This is a genomic window from Gemmatimonadota bacterium (genome assembly GCA_016719105.1).
Taxonomy (GTDB): Bacteria; Gemmatimonadota; Gemmatimonadetes; order Gemmatimonadales; family Gemmatimonadaceae; genus SCN-70-22.
Genome location: JADKAQ010000046.1, coordinates 643,062 through 668,629, shown reverse-complemented (window position 1 = coordinate 668,629; position 25,568 = coordinate 643,062). Strand labels below are relative to the sequence as shown.

General features: G+C 68.6%; 21 protein-coding genes. 9 read left to right on the top strand and 12 right to left on the bottom strand.

The annotated features are described in order from the left end of the window. Positions 1-2: 2 nt before the first annotated feature. Positions 3-1,946 carry a propionyl-CoA synthetase gene (locus IPN47_26865; GenBank protein ID MBK9411603.1) on the bottom strand — a complete coding sequence of 648 codons (1,944 nt, stop codon included), beginning with the start codon at positions 1,944-1,946 and terminating at the stop codon, positions 3-5. A 151-nt stretch (positions 1,947-2,097) separates the two neighbouring features. Between IPN47_26865 and IPN47_26860 the strand changes: the two genes are divergently transcribed. The 6 genes from IPN47_26860 to IPN47_26835 all read left to right on the top strand — a co-directional run bounded on the left by IPN47_26860 (position 2,098) and on the right by IPN47_26835 (position 7,540). Further along, positions 2,098-3,678 carry an amidohydrolase family protein gene (locus tag IPN47_26860; GenBank protein ID MBK9411602.1) on the top strand — a complete coding sequence of 527 codons (1,581 nt, stop codon included), beginning with the start codon at positions 2,098-2,100 and terminating at the stop codon, positions 3,676-3,678. A 114-nt stretch (positions 3,679-3,792) separates the two neighbouring features. Continuing rightward, positions 3,793-4,254, top strand: a complete 462-nt coding sequence (locus IPN47_26855) for a GNAT family N-acetyltransferase (protein ID MBK9411601.1) — start codon at positions 3,793-3,795, stop codon at positions 4,252-4,254. Positions 4,255-4,384: 130 nt separating this feature from the next. Then, positions 4,385-5,380: a hypothetical protein gene (locus IPN47_26850; GenBank protein MBK9411600.1), complete on the top strand. Its 996-nt coding sequence runs from the start codon at positions 4,385-4,387 to the stop codon at positions 5,378-5,380. A gap of 561 nt (positions 5,381-5,941) precedes the next feature. Continuing rightward, entirely contained in the window at positions 5,942-6,796 is an 855-nt protein-coding gene (locus IPN47_26845; protein MBK9411599.1) for a hypothetical protein, read from the top strand. 69 nt (positions 6,797-6,865) lie between these two features. Next, the gene (locus IPN47_26840; GenBank protein MBK9411598.1) at positions 6,866-6,985 is read left to right on the top strand and encodes a type II toxin-antitoxin system prevent-host-death family antitoxin; all 120 of its coding nucleotides are present in this window, start codon (positions 6,866-6,868) and stop codon (positions 6,983-6,985) included. A gap of 162 nt (positions 6,986-7,147) precedes the next feature. Continuing rightward, on the top strand, positions 7,148-7,540 hold the full coding sequence (locus tag IPN47_26835; protein MBK9411597.1) for a type II toxin-antitoxin system VapC family toxin: 393 nt from the start codon (positions 7,148-7,150) through the stop codon (positions 7,538-7,540). 613 nt (positions 7,541-8,153) lie between these two features. Here IPN47_26835 and IPN47_26830 read toward each other — a convergent pair. From IPN47_26830 to IPN47_26820, 3 genes are all read right to left on the bottom strand, one after another. Then, entirely contained in the window at positions 8,154-8,495 is a 342-nt protein-coding gene (locus tag IPN47_26830; GenBank protein ID MBK9411596.1) for a hypothetical protein, read from the bottom strand. Positions 8,496-9,430: 935 nt separating this feature from the next. After that, positions 9,431-9,574, bottom strand: a complete 144-nt coding sequence (locus IPN47_26825; protein MBK9411595.1) for a hypothetical protein — start codon at positions 9,572-9,574, stop codon at positions 9,431-9,433. Between the two features lie 62 nt (positions 9,575-9,636). Further along, a complete protein-coding gene (locus IPN47_26820; protein MBK9411594.1) occupies positions 9,637-10,302 on the bottom strand; it encodes a peptidylprolyl isomerase in 666 nt (221 codons plus the stop codon). A 113-nt stretch (positions 10,303-10,415) separates the two neighbouring features. Between IPN47_26820 and IPN47_26815 the strand changes: the two genes are divergently transcribed. Next, positions 10,416-11,348 carry a GyrI-like domain-containing protein gene (locus IPN47_26815; GenBank protein ID MBK9411593.1) on the top strand — a complete coding sequence of 311 codons (933 nt, stop codon included), beginning with the start codon at positions 10,416-10,418 and terminating at the stop codon, positions 11,346-11,348. A gap of 36 nt (positions 11,349-11,384) precedes the next feature. Here IPN47_26815 and IPN47_26810 read toward each other — a convergent pair whose 3' ends face one another. The 7 genes from IPN47_26810 to IPN47_26780 form a co-directional block, all read right to left on the bottom strand. After that, entirely contained in the window at positions 11,385-11,810 is a 426-nt protein-coding gene (locus tag IPN47_26810; GenBank protein ID MBK9411592.1) for a DUF814 domain-containing protein, read from the bottom strand. Next, the gene (locus IPN47_26805; protein MBK9411591.1) at positions 11,807-13,243 is read right to left on the bottom strand and encodes an amino acid permease; all 1,437 of its coding nucleotides are present in this window, start codon (positions 13,241-13,243) and stop codon (positions 11,807-11,809) included. The genes IPN47_26810 and IPN47_26805 overlap by 4 nt, the downstream gene beginning before the upstream one ends. Continuing rightward, positions 13,216-13,380 (bottom strand): peptide deformylase, encoded by a 165-nt coding sequence (locus tag IPN47_26800; protein MBK9411590.1) that lies wholly within the window; start codon positions 13,378-13,380, stop codon positions 13,216-13,218. Before IPN47_26800 ends, IPN47_26805 begins: the two co-directional genes overlap by 28 nt. Before the next feature lie 377 nt (positions 13,381-13,757). Beyond that, positions 13,758-14,873, bottom strand: a complete 1,116-nt coding sequence (locus IPN47_26795; GenBank protein MBK9411589.1) for an acyltransferase family protein — start codon at positions 14,871-14,873, stop codon at positions 13,758-13,760. A 238-nt stretch (positions 14,874-15,111) separates the two neighbouring features. Then, complete coding sequence (locus IPN47_26790) at positions 15,112-15,633, bottom strand: DinB family protein (GenBank protein MBK9411588.1); 522 nt, start codon at positions 15,631-15,633, stop codon at positions 15,112-15,114. 31 nt (positions 15,634-15,664) lie between these two features. Then, positions 15,665-16,045 (bottom strand): hypothetical protein, encoded by a 381-nt coding sequence (locus tag IPN47_26785; protein MBK9411587.1) that lies wholly within the window; start codon positions 16,043-16,045, stop codon positions 15,665-15,667. Positions 16,046-16,062: 17 nt separating this feature from the next. Continuing rightward, positions 16,063-17,841: a M28 family peptidase gene (locus IPN47_26780; GenBank protein ID MBK9411586.1), complete on the bottom strand. Its 1,779-nt coding sequence runs from the start codon at positions 17,839-17,841 to the stop codon at positions 16,063-16,065. A gap of 118 nt (positions 17,842-17,959) precedes the next feature. On the opposite strand from IPN47_26780, the gene IPN47_26775 reads away from it, so the two are divergent. Further along, on the top strand, positions 17,960-20,359 hold the full coding sequence (locus IPN47_26775) for a hypothetical protein (protein MBK9411585.1): 2,400 nt from the start codon (positions 17,960-17,962) through the stop codon (positions 20,357-20,359). A 146-nt stretch (positions 20,360-20,505) separates the two neighbouring features. Further along, positions 20,506-21,927, top strand: a complete 1,422-nt coding sequence (locus tag IPN47_26770; GenBank protein ID MBK9411584.1) for a M20/M25/M40 family metallo-hydrolase — start codon at positions 20,506-20,508, stop codon at positions 21,925-21,927. Positions 21,928-22,007: 80 nt separating this feature from the next. On the opposite strand, the gene IPN47_26765 is transcribed toward IPN47_26770, so the two are convergent. Then, complete coding sequence (locus tag IPN47_26765; protein ID MBK9411583.1) at positions 22,008-25,328, bottom strand: PD40 domain-containing protein; 3,321 nt, start codon at positions 25,326-25,328, stop codon at positions 22,008-22,010. Positions 25,329-25,568 lie beyond the last annotated feature (240 nt).

Here is a 25,568-nt window from a genome sequence, read left to right as displayed (position 1 = left end):
GGTCAGCCGCCAATGGGGGCGTCGGTCTCGCGGGCGTAGCCTAACGATTGCAGCGCGACGCGGACCTCGTCCAGTGTTGCCGGGTCGTCGATGGTGGGTGGGACGGCGAACGCCTCGCCATCGGCGATCTTGCGCATGGTCCCACGCAGCACCTTCCCCGAGCGCGTCTTGGGGAGGCGCGCCACGATCGCCACCTTCCGGAAGTTGGCCACGGGCCCCACCGCCAGCCGCACCGCCTGCACCAACTCTTCGCAGATGACGTCGGCGCTTCGGGTGACGCCGGACTTGAGCACCGCCAGTCCCAGCGGCAGCTGCGTCTTGAGCGCGTCCTTCACCCCGAACACCGCACACTCGGCCACGTCTGGGTGCGCCGAGAGCGCCTGCTCCATGCTCCCGGTCGACAGGTTGTGCCCGGCGACGATGATCACGTCGTCGATGCGCCCCATGATGAAGAGGTAGCCGTCCTCGTCGATGTAGCCGCCGTCGCCGGTGAGGTAACGTCCCGGGTACTTCGAGAGGTAGGTGGAGATGAAGCGTTCGTCATCCTGCCAGAGCGACGACAGCGTCCCCGGCGGCAGGGGGAGGCGCAGCGTGACCGCTCCCTCCTTTTCCGGCGGAAGGATGTTCCCGTCGTCGTCGACGATCTCCACCGTGTAGCCGGGGACCGGCTTGGTGGGAGAGCCCGGCTTGACGGGGAGCTGTTCGATCCCCAAACAGTTGGCAGCCACCGGCCACCCGGTCTCGGTCTGCCACCAGTGATCGACGACGGGGCGCTGGAGCAGGGCGCGCGCCCAGTGGTAGGTGTCGGGGTCGAGACGCTCTCCCGCCAGGAACAACGCCCGCAGCGACGAGGTGTCGTACGGCTTGTAGCAGTGGCCCAGCGGGTCTTCCTTCTTGATGGCGCGGATGGCGGTCGGCGCCGTGAACAGGGCGCTGACCTTGTGTTCCTGGATCACCCGCCAGAACTCGCCGGCGTCCGGCGTCCCCACCGGCTTTCCTTCGTGGATGATCGTCGTGCATCCCAGCAGCAGGGGGGCATAGACGATGTAGGAATGCCCCACCACCCACCCCACGTCGCTCGCGGCCCAGAACACCTCCCCGGGGTCCATGTCGTACACGTGCTGCATGGACCAGAGCAGCGCGACCGCATGCCCGCCGTTGTCGCGCACCACTCCCTTGGGGCGACCGGTCGTTCCCGAGGTGTAGAGGATGTACAGCGGATCGGTGGCCTGCACCGGGACGCACGGCACGGGACGGGCGCGCGCCATCAGTTCGTGCCAGTCGTGATCGCGCCCCGGGAGGAGGGTGCAGAGGCGCTGCGGACGCTGCAGGGTGATGACGTGCGCCGGCTTGTGCGACGACAGCTCGAGCGCCTTGTCGAGCAGCACCTTGTAGTCCACCACGCGCGAGACCTCGACCCCGCACGACGCCGAGACGACGACCTTGGGGGAGGCGTCCTCTATGCGCACGGCGAGTTCGTGCGAGGCAAAGCCACCGAAGACCACCGAGTGTACCGCCCCGATGCGCGCGCAGCCGTACATCGCGATGAGCGCTTCCGGCGTCATCGGCATGTAGATCACCACGCGGTCGCCCTTTGTCACGCCGAGCGAGGTGAGCACGCCGGCAAAGAGCGCGACCTCCGCTTGCAGCTCGCGATAGGTCAGCGTGCGCTTGATCCCGGTGACCGGCGAGTCGTAGATGACCGCCGCCTGCTCGGCGCGCCCCCCCTCCACGTGGCGGTCGATCGCGTTGTAGCACGTGTTGAGCATGCCGCCGGTGAACCAGCGGTAGAGCGGGGCGGTCGACCGGTCGAGGACGAGGGCCGGGGGGACGTCCCAGTGGAGCTGGCGGGCGGCGTGCCCCCAGAACCACTCCGGGTCGCGGGCGGCATCGTCGTAGGTGCGCGCGTGGGCGTCGCGCAGGCCTTCGTGCAGGGAGTGGCGCATCGACGGAGTGGTGGGGCGTGCGCCCCCACAATGGCCTGTCGCCCCGAGAGGCGCCAGCGGGGGAATCCCCGAGCGCCTAACGGTGGACTGGCGGAAGCGGGCGTTGGGCGGCATTCTCTCCCGCGAGCGTCCACCCCGATTCCCCCGCGTCATGCCCTCTCCCGCGTCCCGCCGCACCGCCGCCGCCTTCGCGGTCCTGGTTGCCCTCGCCGCCCTCGTCCTGCCGCCGGCCCCGCTGGCCGCGCAGGGTGCGGCCCCCTACGACCTGGTCATCGCCAACGGGCGGGCGGTCGATCCCGAGACCGGGCTCGACGCCGTGCGCTGGGTCGGCGTCCGCGCGGGGAAGATCGCCGCCATCTCGGCCACGCCGCTCAAGGGGAAGGAGACGCTCGACGCCAGGGGGATGGTGGTCGCCCCCGGCTTCATCGACCTCCACGCCCATGGGCAGTACATGGCCGCGGCCCGCATGCAGGCCTTCGACGGTGTCACGACGGCACTCGAACTCGAGGCGGGGACGCTCCCCATCGCCGCGGCCTACGCCCAGGTCGCCAAGGAAGGGCGCCCCATCAACTACGGCTTCTCCGCCGCCTGGCTCTTTGGGCGCATCGCCGAAAAGGAGCATATGGAGCCCGATGGCGACATCGCCTTCTTCCAGAACGCGCAGAAGAAGAAGGGGTGGCAGTACACCATCGCCTCGCCCGAGGAGACGTCGCGCATCATGGCCCGGGTGGAGCGGGGGCTCAAGGAAGGGGCGCTGGGGATCGGCGTGCTCGCGGGCTACGCCCCCGGGTACGGACGCAAGGAGTACTACGCCCTCGCCCAGCTCGCCAAGAAGTACGACGTCCCCACGTTCACGCACGTGCGCTACCTGAGCGTCATCGAGCCGCAGTCGACGTTCGAGGCGTTCGAGGAGCTGGTGTCGCTGGCGGCAAGCACCGGGGCGCACATGCACATCAGTCACCTCAACAGCAACAGCACGCGCGACATCCCGATCATCGCCGAAATGATCCGCGGCGCGCAGCAGCGCGGGCTCAAGATCACCACCGAGGCCTATCCCTACGCTGCCGGCAGCACGGTTGTAGGGGCGGAGATTTTCCGGGGGAACTGGCGTGAGCGGATGGGTGGAGCCCAGGCGAGCGACATCGAGGTGAACGGCAAGCCGTACAACGACTCGACGCTGGCCGAGGTGCAGGAGAAGGCGCCGGGGACGTGGATCGTCGTGCACTTCATGCGCCCCACCGAGAGCGCGCAGGATCAGGCGTATCTCGACCAGGCGGTGCTCTTTCCCGGCGGCGCGGTCGCGTCGGACGCCATGCCCTGGACGTCGCAGGGGAAGACGATCACCGAGGATGTGTGGCCGCTTCCGGCCGATGCGTTCGCGCATCCGCGCAGCGCGGGGACGTTCACGCGCTTCTTGCGCGACTACGTGCGCGAGCGGAAGAAGGTCGACCTGCGCGAGGGGCTTTCGCGCGTCACCCTGACGCCGGCTCGCATCCTCGAGGGGAGCGTGCCGCAGATGAAGCAGAAGGGGCGATTGCAGGTGGGGAAGGATGCCGACGTGGTGGTGTTCGACCTGGCGACCGTGAGCGACAAGGCGACGTTCACCGCGCCCAACCAGCGTTCGGTGGGGATGAAGCACGTGGTGGTGAACGGGGTGCCGGTGATTCGGGAGGGGGAGCTCGTGCGGGGGGCGTTGCCGGGGCGGGCGATTCGGCGGGCGGTGGTGCGGTGAGGGGGGCGGGAGGGTGAGGTTGTAGGCCGCGACGGGGCGAGAGGCGAGACGAACAGGGCGACGTGACGACCAGGCTAACTATTGTCAGCTGCACACACGGCCCAGGAGGCAACAGTGATTCGGCCGTACCAACCAGCGGACTGCGAGGCTGTGCTGCGAGTGTGGGCCCGAGCTTCGGCCGTGGCACACCCGTTCCTGAGCGCCGGGTTTCTCGAGCTGGAGCGCCACAACATTCCCTCCGTGTACCTGCCGAATGCAGAGACATGGGTCTGGGAAGTGCGCGAGCAAGTCGTCGGCTTCATTTCGCTTCTCGGCAGCGAGGTGGGCGCCCTCTTCGTTGATCCAGAGTTCCATGGACAGGGGATCGGGCGGGCGCTCATGGATCGGGCGAGCACGTTGCGAGGTGAGCTCGAGGTCGAGGTATTCGAGCGCAACCTGCCGGGCAGGGCCTTCTACGAAAGGCTGGGCTTCGAGCTCATGCACCAGAAGGTTCACGAGCAGACCGGCTTCGACGTCATGCGGCTGCGGCTGGCCGCTGAGAACCCACTGCATCCGACCGGCCAAGGCGGTGGCTGAGCGGGGACGTTGAGGCTGTGGAATGAGCCCCTGTGCAGCGTAGCCCGCGTGAGCCGATGTCTCGCTATTCTGGACTCGGAAGAAAAGCTTCCATCGCCCGTCCACCTTCGCGCGACTGGCCATGCTGACATTGCTCGCGGCACTGATGGTGGCGAGCCCGCCTTCCTGTGGCACGGCCGACCGTGCTCGCGACGCCGCGCCGCACCACTATGTGTTCTTCCGTCGTGACCATGAGCGCATCGCGGACACGAGCTTTCTCCGCAATACACACCTCGTCGGCGCCCAACTCACGTACACCTGGCGCGAGCTGGAGCCGACGCCCGACCACTATGAGTTCCGTCCGATTCGTGAACGCCTCGAGTTCCTGACGCGCCACAACAAACGACTCTTTCTGCAGTTGCAGGACGTCTCGTTCAGTGAGACGATGGTGACGCCGGACTACCTGCGGTCAGACTCCGCGTATCATGGGGGCGTTGCGCGGAAGTACGAAACGGGCGCCGATGGGGTCGCGCATTTTGGCGGCTGGGTGGCGCGCCGGTGGGACCCATCCGTTCGCGCACGGTTCGCGCGGCTCCTGACGGCGCTCGCGCGGGAGTTCGACGGCTCGATCGAGGGGGTGGTCCTGGCCGAAACGTCGGTCGGCTTCGAGGATCCGGCGCGGCTGCCGTCGGGGTTCTCGGCAGTCGCCTATGCCGCCGGCATTCTGGACATGCTCACGGCGGCGCGCGGCGCGTTCCGGCAGTCGTGTGTCGTGATCTACGCCAACTTCATGCCCGGAGAGTCGCTGCCGGCAGACGACCACGGATTTCTTCGGAGTGTATACGCCCATGCGGCGGCGATAGGTGCCGGTGTGGGTGGGCCAGATGTGCTGCCCGACCGCCCCTATCAGCGGAGCCATAGCCTCCCCCTGATTGAGCACCGGCGGCCTGGCGTGATTGCCGCCATGGCCGTCCAGGACGGCAACCTCGCCCAGCGAAACCGGAGCACCGGGAAGCGTATCACCGTCGCCGAACTCTACGCGTTCGCCGTGACGCGACTGCGCCTCAACTACATCTTCTGGGGCACGGAAGAACCCTACTTCACCGCAGATGTATTGCCGTTCCTCCGCGCCCTTCCCGGACGATAGAGTCCCGTGGCGCAACCCCGCCGCCATGAGCACCGCGGTCGCGGCGCCGAGCGCCACGGGATCCCAGGCCGGTGTGCGGGACGAGACGTTCCGTCGCGTGACCGACACGGCGAGAGACAAGACGACGCCCGCGCCGGCACCCGCCGCCAGCATCGAACCCACCTGGCCGCCGACGAGCCATCCACGTCTGCGGCAACTTCGAGCGAAGGGTCGTCCGTGACGTCGTGAGTCTTGGCGCCATCGACGCCAAGGCTGCGGCCCCTGCGACACGACAGGCCAGCGCTCCCTGCGACACGACAGGCCAGCGCTCCCTGCGCCTGACGGCGCCGTTGTGGACGAGCACGCCACGACGACCGCGTGCACGTCACGGACTCGTTCGGACTGGCCCACGATCACAAGCCGGCGTATGATCTGGCGCGCCGTCCGGCAGGCGCACGGCCTGGTCTATCGATCGAGCACCAACTCCACGGAGGTAACATGCGTCGCTGTTGGGCGTTGCGTCTGGCGGTATCCGCCGTTGCCCTGGTCACCCTCGCCGAATCGGTTGAGGGCCAGGGTTTCATGGACAAACTCAAGAAGGCCGCCAAGGGGAAGGAGTACACCGTGCGCGGACGACTTCGGGTGCGGGATGGCCAGTGGCTCACCTGCTTCGACGGGATCAAGACCGGGTACCTCGGCGCGGCCGACCTGTCCGGCCCCGCCGTCTCCAAGTCCGACCCCGCGACCGGCCGCGTGTCGGTGTCCACGGCTGCAATTCCCACCATCGTCATGACGCGCAATGGTGTCGTGACCTCCAATGACTGCGATTCGCTCGCCGCGCAGGGGTTGCTGCTGGCGCCAGCGCCGGAGGGCAAGGGAGACACTGGCTACAGCGATTCCTATGGCTGCACGCGTCCCGAGTGGACCAAGGACGAGGTCATTGCTCGTCGTCGCGAGGTGATGGATTGTCAGGCCGACTCCATCAGCGAGCGTGCCTGGCGGCGTTCGCGTGGCCAGGGTTCCGGCACGGCAACTGGCAGCGGGGGCGGCGCCACCACCACCGACACCGCGGCACTCGCTGCGAAGTTCAAGGCGATCCAGACGCAGGCCGCCGTGCCGCCGGCTCCGGCAGCTGCGCGCAGCGCCGAGTCCCTCGCAGCGGATGGTGCCAAGGTGTGCGGGCTCACGAGCGCGTTCATGCTCAAGCTCAAGGCAGAAGCCGTGGCCTTCGTGCGCTACGATGCGGCCAAGGGGGTCACCGAGCTGTCCGAGCTGTCCGGAGGCGAGCGTCGCACGGTGCAGTTGGATGGGAACGCGTTCGCGCAGCGCGTCATGTTCAACGCGCAGTCTATCGGCCAGGGTGGCGATACCTGCGGGCGCGCGTTCTGGAATGCCGAGGCGTACAAGGCGGCGAGTGCGGCGATGAGCGGGGGGTAGCGCTCAGCCCAGACGGGTGGCAGCGACCGGTAGAGTTGTCTCGTGCGACGACATGACTAGCTTATCGTCATGACGAGATCACATCCCAAGACGGTCAAGGTGGCTGAACTCAAGGCGAACCTCAGCGCCTACCTGCGCGCGGCGCGTGAGGGTCACCAGGTCACCGTGTGCGATCGCGACACTCCGTAGCACGCCTGGTGCCGTTCGAAGCGGGGAGGTCCTGGTAGTTCGGCGCGCTCTGCGCGTTGCACGACTTCCGTCTGCCCGCTCCGCTCAAGCCAGCGGTCGACAGTCTTGCCGCACTGCGGACGGGCGGCAGTCGGAACGATGATCGCGTATCTCGATGCATCCGTGGTCCTTCGCCTCGTCCTCAACGAGCGTGACCGCATCAAGGAGTGGACACGGCTCACCAGTGCGGTGGCGAGCGCGTTAACCGAGGTGGAGTGCCTGCGAACTCTCGATCGGTTGTCTCGCGGCGGCGCACTGGATGCCAAGGAGGTCGCCTCGCGCCGCGAGTCGGTCTATCGCTTGCTCGAAGGTGTCGAAGTTGTCGAACTCACGCGCTCCGTGCTTCGGCGTGCCTCCGAGTCGTTCGCGACACCGCTCGAGACACTCGATGCCATTCACTTGTCGACAGCCCTCCTGTGGCGTGAAGCGAGGGACACCGAGTTGGTGATGGCAACACACGACAAGGCGCTCGGCACAGCGTCACGATCCGTGGGGCTCCGGGTGATCGGGGCTTGAGAGAACCGCGCCCACGGCGTCGCCACGTGCTTGGGAGTGACCCGGCCGGAGCCGTACGGAGGCGAGGCGGATCGCGAGCTGCACAGTCGTTCCCATCGTCCTGAAGCTCGCCGAAGTCTGGCTGCCGCGCCTCGACGCCCTCCCGACCAGCCATCTGCGGTCCAACCCCGACGAAGCTGATTCGGCCTCTCGAGCGAGGCGCTTCTCGAGTAGACGCAAGTGACCACTCCCTTGCGCGAATGCAGGCACCTTCGCGCTGACGCCACCGCGCGCGAGTGCCTCCGCGAGCCGCAACGTCCACGCGCGTGCGTGAGCGGGTATGTACATATCGCTTTCCATCAACGGCCCGATGTCGGTGTCGGCGCACTCGACGTCGTCCCGCCGTCGCCTGCGCGGGATCTGCGTGGCAGCAAGCTTCTTGGTCGAGCTCTCCCACCAGTCGGATGTGGACGAGAGGTACTCGCGTGGAAGACGCCCGTCCCTCACCTACGAGGTAACCTCCATCGAAGAGGTGGTGACGCATTCTCGAATCCGGCGTGCGCGTGGCACACGCGTCGTCACCCGTCTCGGGCGGCGTGTGGCGGTCTCCAAGCTTTGAGGGGTGGGCTTCGACTCACGCTTCTTGCACTTCGAGTGGCGATCGTGGGCCCTCGACCACCGTGCGACGGACTTCGATGGCCGATTGACGGTCTTTGAGCGCTGTGCGATGGACTTCGAGGATCGCGCGATCGTCATTGAACACCGTGCCATGGCCTTCGAGCCTCACGCGTTGGACCTCGAGCGATGTGCAAAGGACCACGAGCATCGAGCGTTGGGCTTCAGGCCTCGTGCACAGGTACTTGGGTGTCGTGCGCCCGACGTTGCGCCTCAAGCGCCGGGCTTTCAGCACCGAGCGTCGGACTTCAGGCGCCGTGCACTCGACCTCGAGTCTCGTGCAGAGGACTTCGAGCGCCATGCGGCTGACCTCGAGCGTCGAGCGATGGACCGGGAGCCTCATGCTCCGGACTTAGAGCGTCCTGCACCTGAGGCTGGGCGCCATGCGCCGGTCCTCGAGCCTCGTGCGCTGGAGTCCAAGCGACCTGCGATGGAGTTCGAGGCTCGCGCGCTCGCCCTGGAGTGTCGCGCACCCGAGTTCGAGCCCGTGCGATGGATTTCGAGCGTCATGCGCCGCGCTTCAAGCGTCGTGCGCTGTCGTTCAAGCGCCACGCACTGCCGTTCAAGCGCCGCGCGCTGCTCTCCGAGCCTTGTGCGTTGCCGTTCGCGTCCTCTGCTCTGCCATCCGCGTCTCGCGCGCTGTCCTTCGCGTCCCGTGCGCTGCCCTTCGCATCCGTCGCGCTGCCATCCGTGTCCCGTGCGCTGCCCTTCGCGTCTCGCGCGCTGCCATCCGATCGCGCTGTTCGGCGCCTCGTGCGCGCTGTCGCGTCGTCCATTGCTAGCATCCACCAGGACAACCGCGGCTGTCGGTCGCTCAGGTGGCGCTGGTCGGTCGGCCGCGTGGTGTGTGCGGCCGACCCATCGAAGCGTTGCCGCTGCCGACTCCACTGTGTGCTCATCCGTCGCCCGCTGCCGGCCCGCCGTCAGCAGCGGTCGGCGTTCCGGTGGCACACGGCCGCCGGCCCCGCGAAGGTGTCATCGCTCCGCTCGCGGTGCACGCTCGTCCGACGACGAAGCGCGATGCCCCGTGCGCGGTAGCCACGACCCCGATGCCGCCGGTCGGTGAACCGCGCCGTCCGTGAGCCCGCTCATTCGCTCGGCGCCGTGGGCCGAATGCGTATGCCGATGGGTGACGCTGGCCACGCGGTCGGCCGCGAACAGTGGTTACCCGTCCGACGGCCGCGGGCGCTCATCCGGCACTCGCTTGCCTGCACCCCGTCGGGACGGCGACGTCGATCAGTTCGCCGCGCGTACCATCCCGTCGTCACCGGTCAGGGCGTCGTGCGCACCGGTCAGCGCGTCATTCGCACCTGTCAGCGCGTCATCCGCACCTGACAGTGCGTCATTCGCACCGGTCATCGCACCGTCGCCGTCAGTCACGCGTTCTCACGGCCGCTTTCGACCCCGCCCCACACGCTCGCCTCAGGTCCCATCACCCTGTCTCACCGTCGCGCCGCTCCAAAGCGCTTCACCACCCTCGCCCGCCGCACCTGGTCGAGCTGGGGAAACTCCTTCGCCAGGTACGCCTCCCCTTCCTTCCCGATCCGGTCCTGCGTGGGCCCCTGCCCCCGCGGCGCTCCCTCGCCGTAGCCGGTGTAGAGCGCGTCGACGACCTCCATCCCGGCCACCACCTGTGCGACCACGGCAAAGCCGAGCCGGTCGAGCCGCTGGTTGTCCTTGAGGTTGAGGAAGAGTTGCGTGGTGCGGGTGTTGGGGCCGGCGGCGGCAAACGAAAGCGTTCCGCGCACGTTGCTGCGGCGCACGGAGTCGTCGGCTATGCGCTGCTCGCGCACGGCCGCCGTGGCCGCCGGGTCGGCGGCGAGGCCAAACTGCACGACGAAGTTGGGGACGGCGCGAAAGAAGCGCACGCCGTCGTAGTAGCCCAGCCGCACCAGTCCGTGGATCCGGTCGGCGCCGCGCGGGGCCCAGTCGCGATGGACCATCAGGTCGATGTCGCCCTTCGTGGTCTCGAAGCGCACGACGAACGAATCGGGGGCGGGGGCGTCGAGCGCGGCCGGCGCGGCTCGCAGCACCGAGGTCGGTGTGCGATGGCAGGCGGCGAGGAGGGTGGTCGCGGTAGCGCCGGCGAGCATGGTCATCAGTCGCATGGCGCGAAAGGTATCGTGTGGGCGTGGTGGCACACGGGGGGCGCTCCGTGCGCGATCCGAAAGATCGCAAGGGCGGTCAAGCCGACCTGCCTTGGGCGCCGTACGTTTGGGCCATGAAAGCTGAGACGCGGTCCTTCTACGAAGCGGCAGTCGAACGGGCGGCCCACCGGGTGATCGTCATGCTCGACGATGCGCTCGACCTCGAACTGCTCGCGCGCGAGGCGGCGCTGTCGCCGTTTCACTTCCACCGGGTGTTTCGCGGGATGATCGGCGAGACGCCGCTCGAGCTCCATCGGCGGCTGCGATTGGAGCGCGCGGCCATGCAGCTGCGCCAGTCGAGCCAATCGATCACCGCCATCGCTTTCTCGGCGGGCTACGAGACGCATGAGGCATTCACGCGCGCTTTTCGCTCGGCGTATGGATGCGCGCCGTCGACCTTTCGCTCGCCCCCCTCGGTTGACGCCGAGTCCACCCACCGAAGCACCACGTCCCAATCCATCCAGCTGGCAGCTCGTTCGGGGATCCACTACTCCGCGGATGGGCGCCGGCCAACCATCGTCTTCGCGAGAGGAGGAGTCTCCATGCAGGTGTCGATCGAACAGCTGCCGTCGCTTCGCGTGGCCTGTGTCCGCCACGTGGGTCCGTACCTCGAGATCGGCCAGGCCTTCGGGCGCCTCGGGGCGATCGCCGAGGGGTCCAGCGCGTTCGCCGCCCCCGATACCCTGATGCTGGCGATCTTCCACGACGACCCGGAGTCGGTCGCCCCCAGCCAGCTGCAATCCGACGCGGGGCTCACCATCGCCGAGGGAGTCCCGCTCCCCGACGGGCTGCAGGAGACGCGCATAACGGCCGGGCGATACGCCCGGGCGACGCACCAGGGGCCGTACGAGGGGCTCAATGACGCCTGGTCGCGACTCATGGGCGAATGGCTTCCATCCAGTGGCCATCGCGTGGGCGAGGGGCGGGGATTCGAGGTCTACCGCAACACCCCGATGACGGCGGCGCCAGAGGCGTTGCTCACCGACCTGTACCTGCCGATCGCCTAACGCCAACCAACCGGCGCGCGGCGATGCGAGTGTTGGCTACGCCTTTCCCTTTCGCATCGCCGCAATCGCCTCGTCGGTCGCGGGGCGCACACGCAGCACCGTCTCCTTCCTGATCTCCACGGTCCCCGGCTTGGCGCCGCGCGGCTTGGAGACGTGCTTCCCCTCGGTCATCGAAACGGCGGTGATCCCGCCACTGCGCGCCTTGCTGTGGTAGGCGGCGATCCCGGCCGCGCACTCCAGCGTTGCCTTGCCCGGCTCGCGATCCTCGGGGACACGAAGGACCACGTGTCCCCCCGGCATCCCGCGCACATGAAACCAGCGATCGCGCGCCTTGGCGAGCTTGATGCTCACGTAGTCGTTGGCGTCGTCGGTCTTGCCGGCGAAGGCCTGCCAGCCGTCGGGGAGCTCGTACTCGAGGATGCCTGCGGGGATGGCGGGGCGGCGGTGGTCGGTGTCGCTCATGCCGGTGGTGGATCGTGTGACATCGGCGCGTCGATGGGCAACGGCGCGTTGTGGGCAATGCGCGCGCGCCTGGTAGTCGCCAGATGCAATGGCCATCCCAGGAAGAGGAGCCCCGCTCCCCACGCGAGCGCCTCCACCCCTGCACCATACAGCGCCCAGATCGAGAAGAGCAGCGCCCCGACCGCCACGGCCACCAGTGTCGCCGATCGCTGCATGGCACCGCGCCGCAGGAGGAGCAGCGTGCCGGCACTGCAGAAGAGGTAGAGCACCAGGTTGGTTGCCGTCGCCAGGAGAATGGCAAAGGCGAAGAGCGCGGCGATCGACTTGGAGAAGTTGGCCAGGACGAGCGCCGTCGTGAGCACGCTGCTGAGGACGATCGCGCGCGTGGGGGCGCCGTGCGCGTTGCGCACGCCAAACCACGCCGGCAGCCGCCCGCTGTCGGCCATCCCCGCCGGAAGCTCACCGGACAACAGCACCCAGCCGTTGAGTGCCCCGTACGCACTCACGATCGCGCACAGCGCCATGAAGACACCGCTCCATGCCCCAAACGATCGGGAGAGAAAGAGTGCGAACGGCGAGGACGAAGCGGCGACCTCCTGCGCGGGGAGCATCAGCACCACCGCCGAGCAGCACACCACGGAGATGATGCCCGTGAGCCACGTGCCGAACATCGTCGCCGCGGGAATGGTGCGCGCTGGGTCCTTCACCCGGTCGGCGGGAACGGCCGCCGACTCGATTCCGAGCAGCGCGTACAGTGAGAGCGTCGTCGCGCCAATCACCCCGCTCCACGACAACGCCGCGGGGTCGAAGGGGGCGAGCGCTGACGCGCCGTCGACCCCGAGTCGCACAGCGACCAGCGCGAGCACCGCGATGAACGGGAGGAGCTTGATGATCGTCGTGACCACCTGGACTCCACCCACCGCACGCACGCCGAGCAGGTTGATCCACGTGACCAACCAGACGATCCCCACGGTGACCAGCGGCGCCAGCCCCGGGACACTCTCCACCGCGGGGACAAGTCGTGTGAGGTAGGCCGTTGCCCCGGTCGCGATCGCCGCGTTGGCCACCCAGACCGAGACCCAGTAGCCCCACGCCCCGACGAACGCCGGCGCCTCGCCCAGCGCCAGCCGCATGAAGCCGAAGGCGCCGCCCGCGTCCGGAAAGGTCCGGCTCAACTCGGCAAAGACCCACGCCAGGCAGAGCGCACCCGCCAGTGTGATGAACCATCCCAGGACGCCGTTCCACCCATACGGCGCCAGCGTCGCCGGGAGCAGGAAGATCCCGGCGCCGATGACGTTCCCGACGACGAGCGCCGAGGCGACCCAGAAGCCGATACGTCCCGGCGCGTTATCCGGTGAAGTGGAAGGCCCGTCGTCGTTCACAGGGATCCCGTCATGCGTGGCGCTCAGCGTGGAGCGTGCGGTGCCGCCCATCCCTGCCCGCCGGCACGGTACATCGTGCGAAACATCGCGGTCACCACGTCGCGGAGCGCCTCATCGAACCTCTCGACGTCGACGGCGACACGCCGAAGGAAGGGGGAGCCCAGGAGCTCGATGGGGAGGTCGCTCATGCCGGTGAAGGGGGAGATGTGCGCGCAGGCGAAGTGCCCGCGTTGGGGGCCGTCGGGCGCCGGATCGGCGCCAAGTGGTGCGCCGACAAACGCGGCTCGCGCGTCCCAACCCGAGATAACGCGATTTCACGCGCGCGTCGAGCTTTTCGGTCGCGAGTCGACGACTCGGGGAGCGGCCGGGTTGGCGCCGAGGGGTCGAGCGATGGTAGCGGCAGACAGGCGCGGAGCGCTCGACACGGTCCTGCCGAGTGATGCAATCGTGGCGACGGCGGCGCTGGTCGCACAGGCGAGCTCGCGAGGCGGGCGTCGTCGGCGCGCTGCGTGCCTGGACCTGCGCGATGCTTGCTGTGCTTAGTCAGCATCCATCTCGAGCGCCGCTACCGGACACGATGCTCGCTCTTCGTCGCGCGTCCGCCCACGCGTGAGAGCAGCGTGCCAGCGACAAGGAGGAGAAAGCCCAGCCCCGGGGTGAGCGGAAGGCCAGCGTAGTGGACCGTGCGCGCGAACGGAAAGCCGTCCATCCCCGTGGCCGACAGCACCAGAAACGCGATGCTGAGTACCACGACGCCGGCGACGGCGGCGGCGTGGCTGAGTAGAGAGGCGGGGGGCGCGCTGCGCTCCCGATCGAGCCAGGGGATCGCCGTGTGTTCGAGCGGGGACATCACCCGCACCACCGGAACGACGAGGAGCGCGACGACCGCCAGGTGCAGGGCAGTCGCTGGCCAGAAGCGCCAGTCGGGCAGGGGCGGACGCTCGACTCCCGCGAGGTGCTCGGCGATGATCACGACGATGAGCACCGTGAGGTGCCACAGGTACAGCGTCATGGCCACCGCCCCCAGCCGCTGCGTCGCGCGCCAGACGCGCGGGCGTGCACACGCGCGTTCGAGCGCGGGCCATGACGCTCCCGCGACGGCTATCAGCATCACGGCATGCAGCGCCAGGGCGAGCGTTGGCGGCGCCACGTTGGAGACGGGTGCGTCGGGGAGTCCAACCATCGACAGCGGGTACGGCCCCAGGCGCACGAGCGCGACGTTCACGAGTGCGGCGGTCGCGGCCACGATCCAGAGCCGTCCGCGATGCTGCGGCTTGCAGTCGCGCACCACCAGGCCGAGGGTGGCGGCGGCGAACCAGACGACGAGGAAGTTGAGCAGGCCAACCGGCGCAACGCCGCCGAAGCGCGCGACGTCGACCAGGGCCGCGATCGTGACGAGGGCCAAGACCGCCGGGAGTCCGACCCTGGCCAGTCGCAGCTGCCACGGCGTGGTGGCGATGACCAGGAGGTAGACGCCGAGGAACCAGAGGAGCTGCGTGGAGAGCCTGGCGAGCGGCGCGGAGGCGCGCGGAAGGAACGCCCCCAGCAGCAGCACGAGCGGGATCCAGATGGCGAGGTACGGAATGACCGGGCGCACGAGGCGTCGCACGCGCCCCCACATCCACACCCGCCACGGCTCGCCCCGCGCGCTCGCCGATTGGAAGCCGAGGCGATTGGCCACGCACCGGCGGCAAAGAAGAGCGGCATCACCTGCAGCCCCCACGTCGCGATGCGCAGCGACGGGATGAGCGCGAGGATGTTGTCCACGCGCGGCACGCCATCGGTCCACGTGACGACCGCCATCAGGACGTGGCCGGCGACGACGACAGCGAGGCTGGCCCCCCGCAGCAGGTCGACGACACGGTCGCGTTCGGTCATGGCGGAGCTGCGGGGTGAGGGAGTCGACGCGTCGCCTGGTGCTACCCGCGCACCGCGTACAGGAACCGTCCGTACCCCAGCTCGGCGGCGTTCTTCGTGAGCTCGACGTTGACCCAGGCCACGATGTCGCCAAACGGGCGCTCCTGCATCGGCCACCGACTTCGTTCCGACGATTGCAGCTCGTCGTCGCCGAGGTCGGTCAGCACGGCGTGCCAGCGCTGTTGCAGCTGGCCGAGCGTTTCCCGCACCGCCTCGGCGCTCCCGGGCCACGTCACCTGCTCGCGTACGAGCGAGGCGTCGCCGTAGGTGTGGTCGAAGAGCATCGACCACCAGAACGTCATGTGCCAGGTGACCCAGGCGATGCTCGGCGGGCCGAGGTCATAGCGCTCGTGCTCCGGCCAGTCGGCAACCCAGCGCCCGTCGGCCGCCCGCTGCACGTGCAGCCCCGCGCGCGCCGGGCGCCACAGGCATTCCTCGGTCGTGAGTCCGTCGAGATGGTAGTTGGCGAGGGCGGTCGCCGTCTCGAACTGGCGCAGGAGGAAGTCGCGGGTGACGTCGGGCATGTCGGGTGGGGGCGTGGAGGTGCGCGGCGGATCAGTAGCCGGGCTTGTAGATCCCCATGAATGCCGCAATCCCGCCAAAGACCGGGAGCCCCAGCATCAGCCAGCGCGCCAGGTAGGGGCGGCGATACGGGAGGAAGGGGGCCGCCGCCAGGAGGATCCAGATCGTCAGCTTCACGATCAGCCACGGCGGAAAGTTCTCGCCGTGCTTGAAGCCGATGCGGGCCAGCATCCCGAAGCCGCCGAGCAGGATGAGGAAGGCGCCGATGCCGTGCAGGATCGTGATGAAGCGTCGGGACCGGTTGTCCTGGTTGGTCCCGCCGTTCATGGCGTGCAGCGCCACCCCGCCTAACGAAGACATGAGGAGGATGATGCCGATGACGTGGGCGACGTTGTAGAGTTCGCGCGAGAACATGGAAGCGGGTCGGCGGGTCAGCGTGGGGCGAGGGCGGCCAGGTGCGCCTGGACCGCGGCGCGCACGCGCTCGCGTGCGGCCTCGATGGCGGTGCGCGTGTCGGGACTGCTCCCGCCCGCCTCGATGTCGGCGGCGGCGGCGAGGGCGCCGTCGTACCAGCTCCCCCACGTCTCGAGGATGTCACGCTCCTTGTCGGCGGCGCCCCCACTGGCCAGCGCGGCCTGCGAGAGCGTCCGTTCGGTCAACAGTCGGGCCAGGGCGGCGCGTTCCACCTCGGCCACGATGCCGCGCGCCGCCGCCCCGTCGGCGCTCGTGAGCAGCAGCCCGCTCACCAGCGCGCTCACCCCCACGTTGCGCAGTTCATCGGCCGAGACCATCTCCAGCCGATCACCGTCGGTGTGGTAGAACTGGTCGGTGAAGTGCCAGAGCAGGAGCCCGGGCTTCTTCGCTCGCAGGAACGGGGTGTGGTCGCTCCCGCCCTCGAACGGGTTGGTCTTCACGACCCAGCCGTTGGTGGCCGCCATCTCCAGGGCGCGGCCGAGCACGAGGTCGTTGAAGTAGTGCGGCGTCATCTGCTCCTTGGTGAGCGCCGACCCGCCCCACTCGGTGTGCTTGTCCTCGCCGCGCGTCCAGATGGCGCTGGGGTCGGGCATCTTCTCGATCAGGAAGGTGCCGCCCGTCTTCTTCGTGTCCTCGCCCACCATGTCGAGCGAGAGCCCCCAGCGGATGCCGACGGCGCGCGCGGTGTCCTGCGTGATGTAGCGATCGGTGGAGCGGATCTCGAGCCCCCACAGGAAGGTGATGGTCCGCCTGGGGTCGATCCGTTTGGCCGTGAGCAGCTCGGCGGCGACGCGCGTCATCTCCATCTGCGCCCCGACCCCCGAGGCGTTGTCGTTGGCGCCGGGCTCCTGCACGTGCGCGCTGTAGACGAAACGTTCCGTGGGCGAAACGCTCCCGCGCACCTCGGCGACGACGGTGCGTTCGACGGCGTTAGGCGTCCACGTCACGTTGGTGCGTACGCGCAGCTGCACCGGGCCCGCCGCGAGGGCGGCGCGCAGGCGTTGGCGCGCGTCGTAGGAGAGGGCCATTCCCCAGGCGCGCTTCGTGGTGTCGTACGGGATGCCACCGAACTGGATGGAGTGCGTGTTCTTTTCCGGCTGCAGGTACGCCGGCAGCGCGTAGCCCAGCACGCCCACCGCGCCGCGCTTGAGCACGGCCTCGGCGAAGAGGCGCGAGGCCCCGGCATCGGCGAGGACGATCTTGCCGGCGACGTTGGCCGAGTCGAGCGCGGCGGGGGTGCCGCGCCCCACGTCGACGAGCGGAGCGACGACGCCGGCGTCGGGCGTGCTCCACGAGTTGGTCGCCAGCATGTTGCGGTTGGTCGTCAGTTGCAACACCGGATCGCGCTGGCCGACGATCTCCACCGAGGCGGCCGTGGGTTCCCATGCCGGGTTGGCCATCGGGTATCGCTCGACGCGATAGGTCAGGCGCGTGGCCGGCGTCGCCTGGTCCTCGCGGATGTAGCCGGCGCGCTCGAGCCGCTGCACGAGGTGATCGAGCGAGGCATCGAAGCCGCGATTGCCCGGCCAGCGCACGAAGCGGTCGAGGAAGGCGACCGTTTCCTTGGCACGCGCGCCCGAATAGCGCGGGGCGACGTCGGCAAAGAGCGCGCGCGACGGCGAGGGCGGCGCTTGCGTTGATTGGGCGCCACCGTCGGCAACGACGCCGACCACGGCCACCACGATGAGCGGAAGCGCGACGGGAAGGGTGAACGAAAAGCGGTACGGGCGGCGCATGCTGAACGGCGTGGATGGAAGAGCCGTAAAGCTAGCGTCTCCCTCATTGCTTGACGCTCCCGGGACCCCGCTCCAGCTTCGCACGGTCCGTCCCACGCTGTCCCTCGTCCCCTACCTCATGCACTGCTTCCCTCGTCTGCGCCCCGCGCTGGCCGCCGCTGCCCTTGCGGTCGGCAGCAGCACTCCGCTCTTCGCACAAAAGGTCGTCGAACAGCCGCCGGCGCCCAGCGCGACCCCGGCCCCGCGCTCGGCGGCCGTGCCGATCCCGACCCCCGCGTCGGTGCTTGGGTGGGAGCCGGGGACCGATCGCAAGCTCCCCACGTGGCAGCAGGTCACGACGTACTTCCGTGCCCTCGACAAGGCGAGCCCGCGCGTCTCGGTGCGCACACTGGGGAAGACGGTGCAGGGGCGCGACTTCATCGTCGCCTTCATCGCCGATCCGGCCACGCTGGCCAACCTCCCCAGGTACCAGCGCATCCAGCGCAAGCTCATGGACCCGCGCCTTCGCAGCGCGGGTGAGCTCCCGCGGCTGCTCGACGAGGGGAAGAACGTCATCCTCATCACGTCGAGCATCCACAGCACCGAGGTCGGCGGCTTCCTCACGCCGTTCGTGATCGCCGACCGCCTGGCGCGCGGCAACACGCCCGAGGTGAAGTCGATCCTGTCCAACACGATCATCATGCTCGTGCCGTCGCAGAACCCGGACGGCGTCGACATCGTGGGGAACTGGTATCGCTCCACGCTCGACACGCCGGCCGAGGGGATGCAGCCGCCAGAGCTGTACCACTACTACACGGGGCACGACAACAATCGCGACTGGTACGCCTTCACGCAGCCCGAGACGCGCTACACGGTGGACTCGCTCTACACGCCGTGGGACCCGCAGATCGTGAACGACGTGCACCAGCAGGGGGCCAACGCGGGGCGCATCTTCATCCCGCCGTACATGGATCCGCTCGAGCCCAACATCGACCCCATTCTCACGTCGGCCACCAACGCGTTAGGCATGGCGATGGCCTGGCGGATGACGGCCGAGGGGAAGACGGGGATCGCGACGAACGCGTCGTACGACCAGTGGTCGCCGGCGCGGCAGTACTCGCTCAACCATCGCGGGGCGCGCATCCTCACCGAGACGGCGAGTGCGCGTCTGGCCACGGCCATCAACATCCCGTTCAGCGCCCTGGGGACGGGGCGCGGCTACGATGCGAAGGTGCAGAGCTGGAACTTCTCGTCCATCTGGCCCGGCGGGCGCTGGGGGATCGGCGACATCGTGGCGTACCAGTCGAGCGCCTCGTGGGCGCTGCTGGCGCAGGCGGCGCGCGACCGGCGGTCGTGGCTCGAGGGGTATGCGACGATGGGCGAACGCGCCCTGGCGGCCAACACCCCGTGGACGATCGATTCGGCCGTCCCGACGGCCTTCGTGATTCCCAAGCAGCAAAAGGATGCACAGGCGGTGCAGCGCCTCATCTGGACGCTGCAGCACGGGCAGGTGGAGATTCGCGAGACGACGGCGCAGGTTGCGGCTGGCGGCCAGACGCTGCCCGCCGGGAGCTATGCGGTGGTGATTCGCCAGCCGTTCGGCTCCTACGCCAAGGCGCTGCTCGAGCCGCAGAAGTATCCCAACCTGCGCGAGTATCCGGGGGGGCCGCCCAAGCGCCCGTACGACGTCACGGCGCACACGCTGCCGCTGCTGTTCGGCGTCGATGCGATTCCGGTGCGCGGCGAGGTGGCCGTGAGCGACAAGCTGGTGCCAGCGGTGGCCGAGCCCACCTACAGCGTGGCCGGGCTCACCGGCAACCGCGCGCGCCGCATCGGGATCTACAAGAGCTTTGCCGCGAGCATGGACGAGGGGTGGACGCGCTGGATCTTCGACTCGCACAAGATCCCGTTCGCCAGCGTGCTCGATAAGGACCTGCGCGCCGGCAACCTCAACGCGCGCTTCGACGCGATCATCATCCCCGACCAGAATGCCGGCGGGATCGCCCGCGGGCTCGGCAACGCCTATCCTGACTCGCTGCGTGGTGGGGTGGGCGAAGCCGGGGCGCGTGCCCTGCAGGAGTTCGTCGAGAACGGGGGCACCGTGCTGGCCTTCAACGAGGCCAGCGAGTATGCCATCGAGACGTTCAAGCTCCCGGTGAAGAACGCGCTGGCCAACGTGCGCAACACGGAGTTCTACGCGCCCGGTTCGCTGTTCAAGGTCACGCTCGACAAGTCCAACCCCATCGCGGCGCGCCACACGGCGACCACGGCGGCGGTCTGGTTCGAGGACTCGCCCGCCTTCGAGATCACGGATGCGTCGAAGGCCAAGGCGGTGGCGACGTACGAGTCGACCGGCAACGCCCTCGCGTCGGGGTGGTTGTTAGGCGCCGATCGGCTGCATGGCAAGGCGGCGCTGGTCGAGGCGCCGGTCGGGAAGGGGAAGGTCGTGTTGTACGGGTTCCGTCCGCAGTACCGCGGGCAGACGAATGCGACGCTTCCGCTCATCTGGGACGCCATCGGGCGCGGGCCGGCGCAGTAGGCGTCGACCGTTCGGCCCGAACACCGGACGTATCACCACCTGGGGTCAGCGTCATCGAAGCGGTCTCCCGATGACGCTGACCCCGATCGATCACCACTCGACGCACCACGCGACTCACTACTCGACTCACGACGTTCACCGAGCCCATGATGACCCTACGATCGATGCGCACGCTCGCCGCCGCGCTCCTGCTCGCGGCACCGGCGCTGGCGCACGCCCAGCAGGTTGGGCACATCGGCAAGACCAAGTGGGATTCCACGGCGCGCAACCTCTTCAAGGAACTCATCGAGATCAACACGACCGAGAGTTCGGGGAGCACGCTCAAGGCGGCGCAGGCGATGGCGGCGCGCCTCAAGGCGGCCGGTTTTCCCGACTCCGACGTGGTCGTCGTCAAGCAGAACGACCGCAAGGGGAACCTCGTCGCCCGTCTGCGCGGACGGAACGTGAGCCGCAAGCCGTTGCTCCTCCTCTCGCACATCGACGTGGTCGAGGCCAAGCCCGAGGACTGGACGCTGCCGCCGTTCACCTTCGTCGAGAAGGACTCGACCTTCTTCGGGCGCGGCGTCGCCGACGACAAGGACGACGGCGCGATGCACCTGACGACGATCATGCGCCTCAAGGCCGAGGGGTATCGTGGGAACCGCGACATCATCGTGGCGCTCACCACCGATGAGGAGGGCGGGCCCGACAACGGCGTCGACTACCTGCTGAAGAACCACCGCCCCCTCATCGAGGCAGAGTACGCATTCAACGAAGGGGGCGGCGGGCGCGTGCGCGACGGCAAGTACCTCTCGCACGACATCCAGGCGGCGGAGAAGGTGTACGCCGATTTCCGGCTCGAAGTCACCAACCCCGGCGGTCACTCCTCGCAGCCGGTGAAGGAGAACGCCATCTACCAGCTCGCGCAGGCGCTGGTGAAGATCGGGGCCTACGACTTCCCGGTGCACCTCAACGACGTCACCCGCACCTACTTCGAACGCTCGGCGGCCATCACGCCGGGGAAGATGGGCGAGGCGATGAAGGCGCTGGCCGCCAACCCTAACGACGCGGCCGCCATCGCCACCCTGTCGAGTGACAAGGCGTACAACTCGCAGCTGCGCACCTCCTGCGTGGCGACGATGCTCGAAGGGGGGCATGCCCCCAACGCCCTCCCGCAGCGTGCGCGCGCCAACGTGAACTGCCGCATCCTCCCCAACGACCCGCCGGCCGAGATCCAGAAGACGCTCGAGCGGATCATCGGCGATCCGAAGGTCGCCATCACCGTGACGCAGGCACCCAAGCCCTCGGGGCCGTCGCCGCTGACGCGCGAACTGATGGGGGAGATCGAGGGAGTGACGAAGGAGATGTGGCCGGGCGTTCCGGTGATCCCGACGATGAGCACCGGCGCCACGGACGGCGTCTACATGCGCAATGCCGGCATCCCGGTCTACGGCGTGACGGGCTTCTTCTACAACGAGACCTTCGCGCACGGCATGAACGAGCGCATCCCGCAGCAGGGGTTCTTCAACGGGATGGAGTTCACCTATCGGCTGGTGAAGCGGGTGACGAGCCAGTCGGCGGTGCAATAGCTACGGACGGAAGACGGGAGACGGGAGTGCAAACGGCGCCGAGGGGCGCCGTTTGCATGTCCAGGACTCAGCTGTCTCGTCTACTTCCTGTCGTACGTTCCCACCGCCTTCACGCTCTTCTCGTACATCTGCGGGACGTACCAGTAGTTGTCGCCGTACGGCTTCGCCTTCGGCCAGATCTCGTCGAGCGACATGGCGTCGTACAGCGTCCCCGCCTTCATCACGTAGCGGATGTCGGCGGTGTTGCGGATGTTCTCCAGCGGGTTGGCGTTGAGCACCATGAGGTCGGCCAGCTTGCCCACGCTGATCGACCCGATGTCTGCCTCCATCCCGAGGAACATCGCGCCGTGCATGGAGGCGATCTCCAGCGCGGTCATGGGGCCGTTGGCCTTGGCGGCCATCCACACGTCCCAGTGCGAGCCGAGCCCCGCCTGCTGACCGTGCGAGCCGACCGCGGAGTAGCCGCCAGCCGCAATGATGTCGGCCACCTGCTGCGACATGATGTCCTTGGAGTAGTCGGTCTCCGGCCGCATGATGAAGCGTCGCGTGTGCGGGATGAGCTGGCGCCATGGGACCCACTTCCCCTGCTTGGCGTCCTGCCACACCGGGCTCTCCTGCCAGAAGTACTCCTCGTTCCAGCCGGCGTAGCCGCTCACCAGCGGCGTGTGCGAGTAGAAGTACTTCGACTTGCCAAGGAAGGTGGTGAAGTCCGCATACAGCGGGGCCTGCACCGTCGGGTGCTCCCCGCCGTTGTGCCCGTCCATGATCATGCCGAGCTTGTGATTCAGGTCGTCGCTCCCCTCGGCGGTGACGCGCAGCCCCAGTTGACGTGCCGCATCGACCGCCCACTGCCGCTGCTGGCGTTGCGGCTGCAGGTACTGCTTGAGGAGCACGGCACCCCACGACATCCGGCGCTTGAGCTCCGTGACCGCGATGTCGCGGCTGGTGACGTCGTTGGTGTGTGCGTTGTCGCCGTTGGTGAGGGCCTCCGCCACGCTGAAGGCGCGCGGCCCGACCATCTCGCCCGCTTCGATGAGCTCTGCGGTCGGGAAGGCGGCGACCGACGAGGTGGACGGATCACTCGTGGTGGTCACGCCGTAGGCGAGGTAGATCGCCGACTCGAAGTTCCCCCTGGGCATCATCGCCAGGTGCTCGCGATGGTGATGCGCGTGCATGTCGACCCAGCCGGGGATGATCGTCTTCCCCGACGCGTTCACGACCTTGTCGATGCCAGCGGTACTGCACGACCCGACGCAGGTGATGCGCCCCGCCTTCGCCACGATCGTCCCGCTGTTGATCACGCGCTTGTTGTCGAGCGTGACGATGCGCGCCCCGGTGAGGGCGATGGACCCCTGCGCGATGGCGCGCGGGGCGGTGAGCTTCACCGCGATGGTGTCGGTGCGCCTGGCGGACGCGTCGTGCGAGTAGACGCGGTTGGCACTGGCGAAGTCGACGACGTTGGCCGATCGCCAGCGCGGGTACAATCCGCCCTCGGTGGTGAGTGGCGTCGCGCTGAAGGCACCGCCGGCCTTGGCCAGCAGCGGCGCCTGGTCTCCCGCTCCCCCCGGTGGCAACGGCGAGAGGTATGTGTTGGACCCCTGCGTGAAGGCGACCCACCGGCCGTCGGGTGAGACGGCGGCATCGTCGGAGTCCTTCACGTTGGCGTGCACCTTCTTGTCGGTGCCGTCCAGACGCAGCGAGAGCACCTCGACGCCGGTCACCGGACGGTCGGCCCCGGGGGCGATCATCTTCGCCGCGGCGAAGTAGACGCGCCCGTCGTTCCCCACCGTCGGGCGCATCTCAGCGCCCCCGAAGAACGACCCGGCTTCGAGCTGCGTGATGTCGGTCTCTTCGCCGCCCGCGCTCGGCATGCGGAAGACGTCAAACCATCCGTTGCGCGATACCGTCGATGCGCGCGCGGAGGCACCGGCGCCGCGCACGGCCACAATCTCGCGACCGTCTGGTGTCCACGCCGGGTTCATGTATTCACCCACCTCCCGCGTCAGGCGCTCCGGGGCACCGCCACCGGCCGCCACGCGCCACAGGGCGCCACGGTTGTTGGCGTCGACCGAGGCAAAGGCGATCATGCGTCCGTCGGGCGACCATGCGGGCTGGAACTCGAACGGCTCGAAGGTGGCCGGCGTGAGGCGACGCGGCGTTCCACCGGGGAGCGACTGCAGCCAGATGCGCCCTAACGCCTGGAAGGCGAGCGTCTTGCCATCCGGCGAGGTGGTCGCCCACCGAACGAAGCGCACGTCGAACGGGGCATCGCTGAGCTTGTTCTTGACCGCGACCTGCTCGGAGATCGTGCGCTGCACGCGGGCCGTGAAGGGAATCGTCGAGACCGCGCCCGAGGCGACATCAAGGCGACGAATCTTGCCGCCCTGGTGGATGACGATCGACTTGCCGTCGCTCGCCCAGCGATACATCGGGTACGACCCGTTGAGCGGGATGCTCTCCTCGGCCAGGTCCATCTCGACCGGATCCATCACCAGTCGTTCGCCGCCGAGCTTGAGGTCGCGGATCCAGAGGGCGCTGCGCGGCCCGAACTTCTGCCCTTTGTACTCCAGAACCCCGTTAGGCACCTTGCGCATGAAGGCCAGCCAGCGACCATCCGGGCTCGGCTCGGCGGCATAGGCGCCGCCGCTGGTCGCGCGATCCTGCTGCTGCGCCTCGCCGAAGGTGATCGGGCGCACGACCCCGGACTTGAGGTCGTACCGGTGGATCTGCACCGTCCCCTTGAGCACGTCGTCCTGTCCCCAGAAGCCGGTGGGGCGCGCGGTGTACACGTCGTAGTAGAGGTAGCGCCCGTCCGCCGAAATGGCGGTGCGATACGGCACCTTCCCCACGTCGCCCTTCACCAGCGTCACCCCGGTGCCGCCATCGCGGTGGAACATGACCAACGACCGGGAGCCGAAGCCGGTCATCTTCACCACGATGATGTACTGGTTGTCGGCGGTCCACTGCGGAAACTCGAAGCGCGACGTGGGATCGAGCGCGACGGGGCGCGGGTTGGCGCCGTCGGCGTCCATCAGCCACAGGTTGTACTGCCCCTTGCGGTCGGAGATGAAGGCGATCGACTTGCCGTCGGGCGACAGGCGCGGATGGAAGTTCGACGCGACGCCGCTCGACTGCGTGAGCGACTCGGCGGTCCCGCCTGACGAGGGGACGCGGTAGACGTGGCTCAGCAGGTCGAAGACGACCCACTTGCCGTCGGTGGAGAGGTCTACCGAGGTCCACGTCCCCTCGCTGGTGGTGAAGTCGATCTCGCGCGTCTTGCCGCGGGCCTTGGTGATATCCCACGAGGTATCGGCCGGGGCCTGTGCTGCGACATGCGCAGCGGGGGCGCTGAGGGCGAGTGTCGCCGGGGCGGCGACGGCGAGGAGAGAGCGCAGGCGCATCGGGAGGGTGTGTGGGAGCGGCGGTGTGACGGCAGACGGACCCGCGTTCGCCGGTCCGTTGGTCCAGCTCGGAATTGTGTATACAATTCTCGCCTCGCGGCGGCGGGCGCAATCCCGCCGCCGCGATCCTGCGCGCCCTCGCCCTGCGCGCGCTCGCCCCGCGCGCCCTCACTCTCCGCGCCCTCACCCCGCGCGCCCTCACCTCGCGCGCCCTCACCTCGATCGCTCACGGAGCGCGCG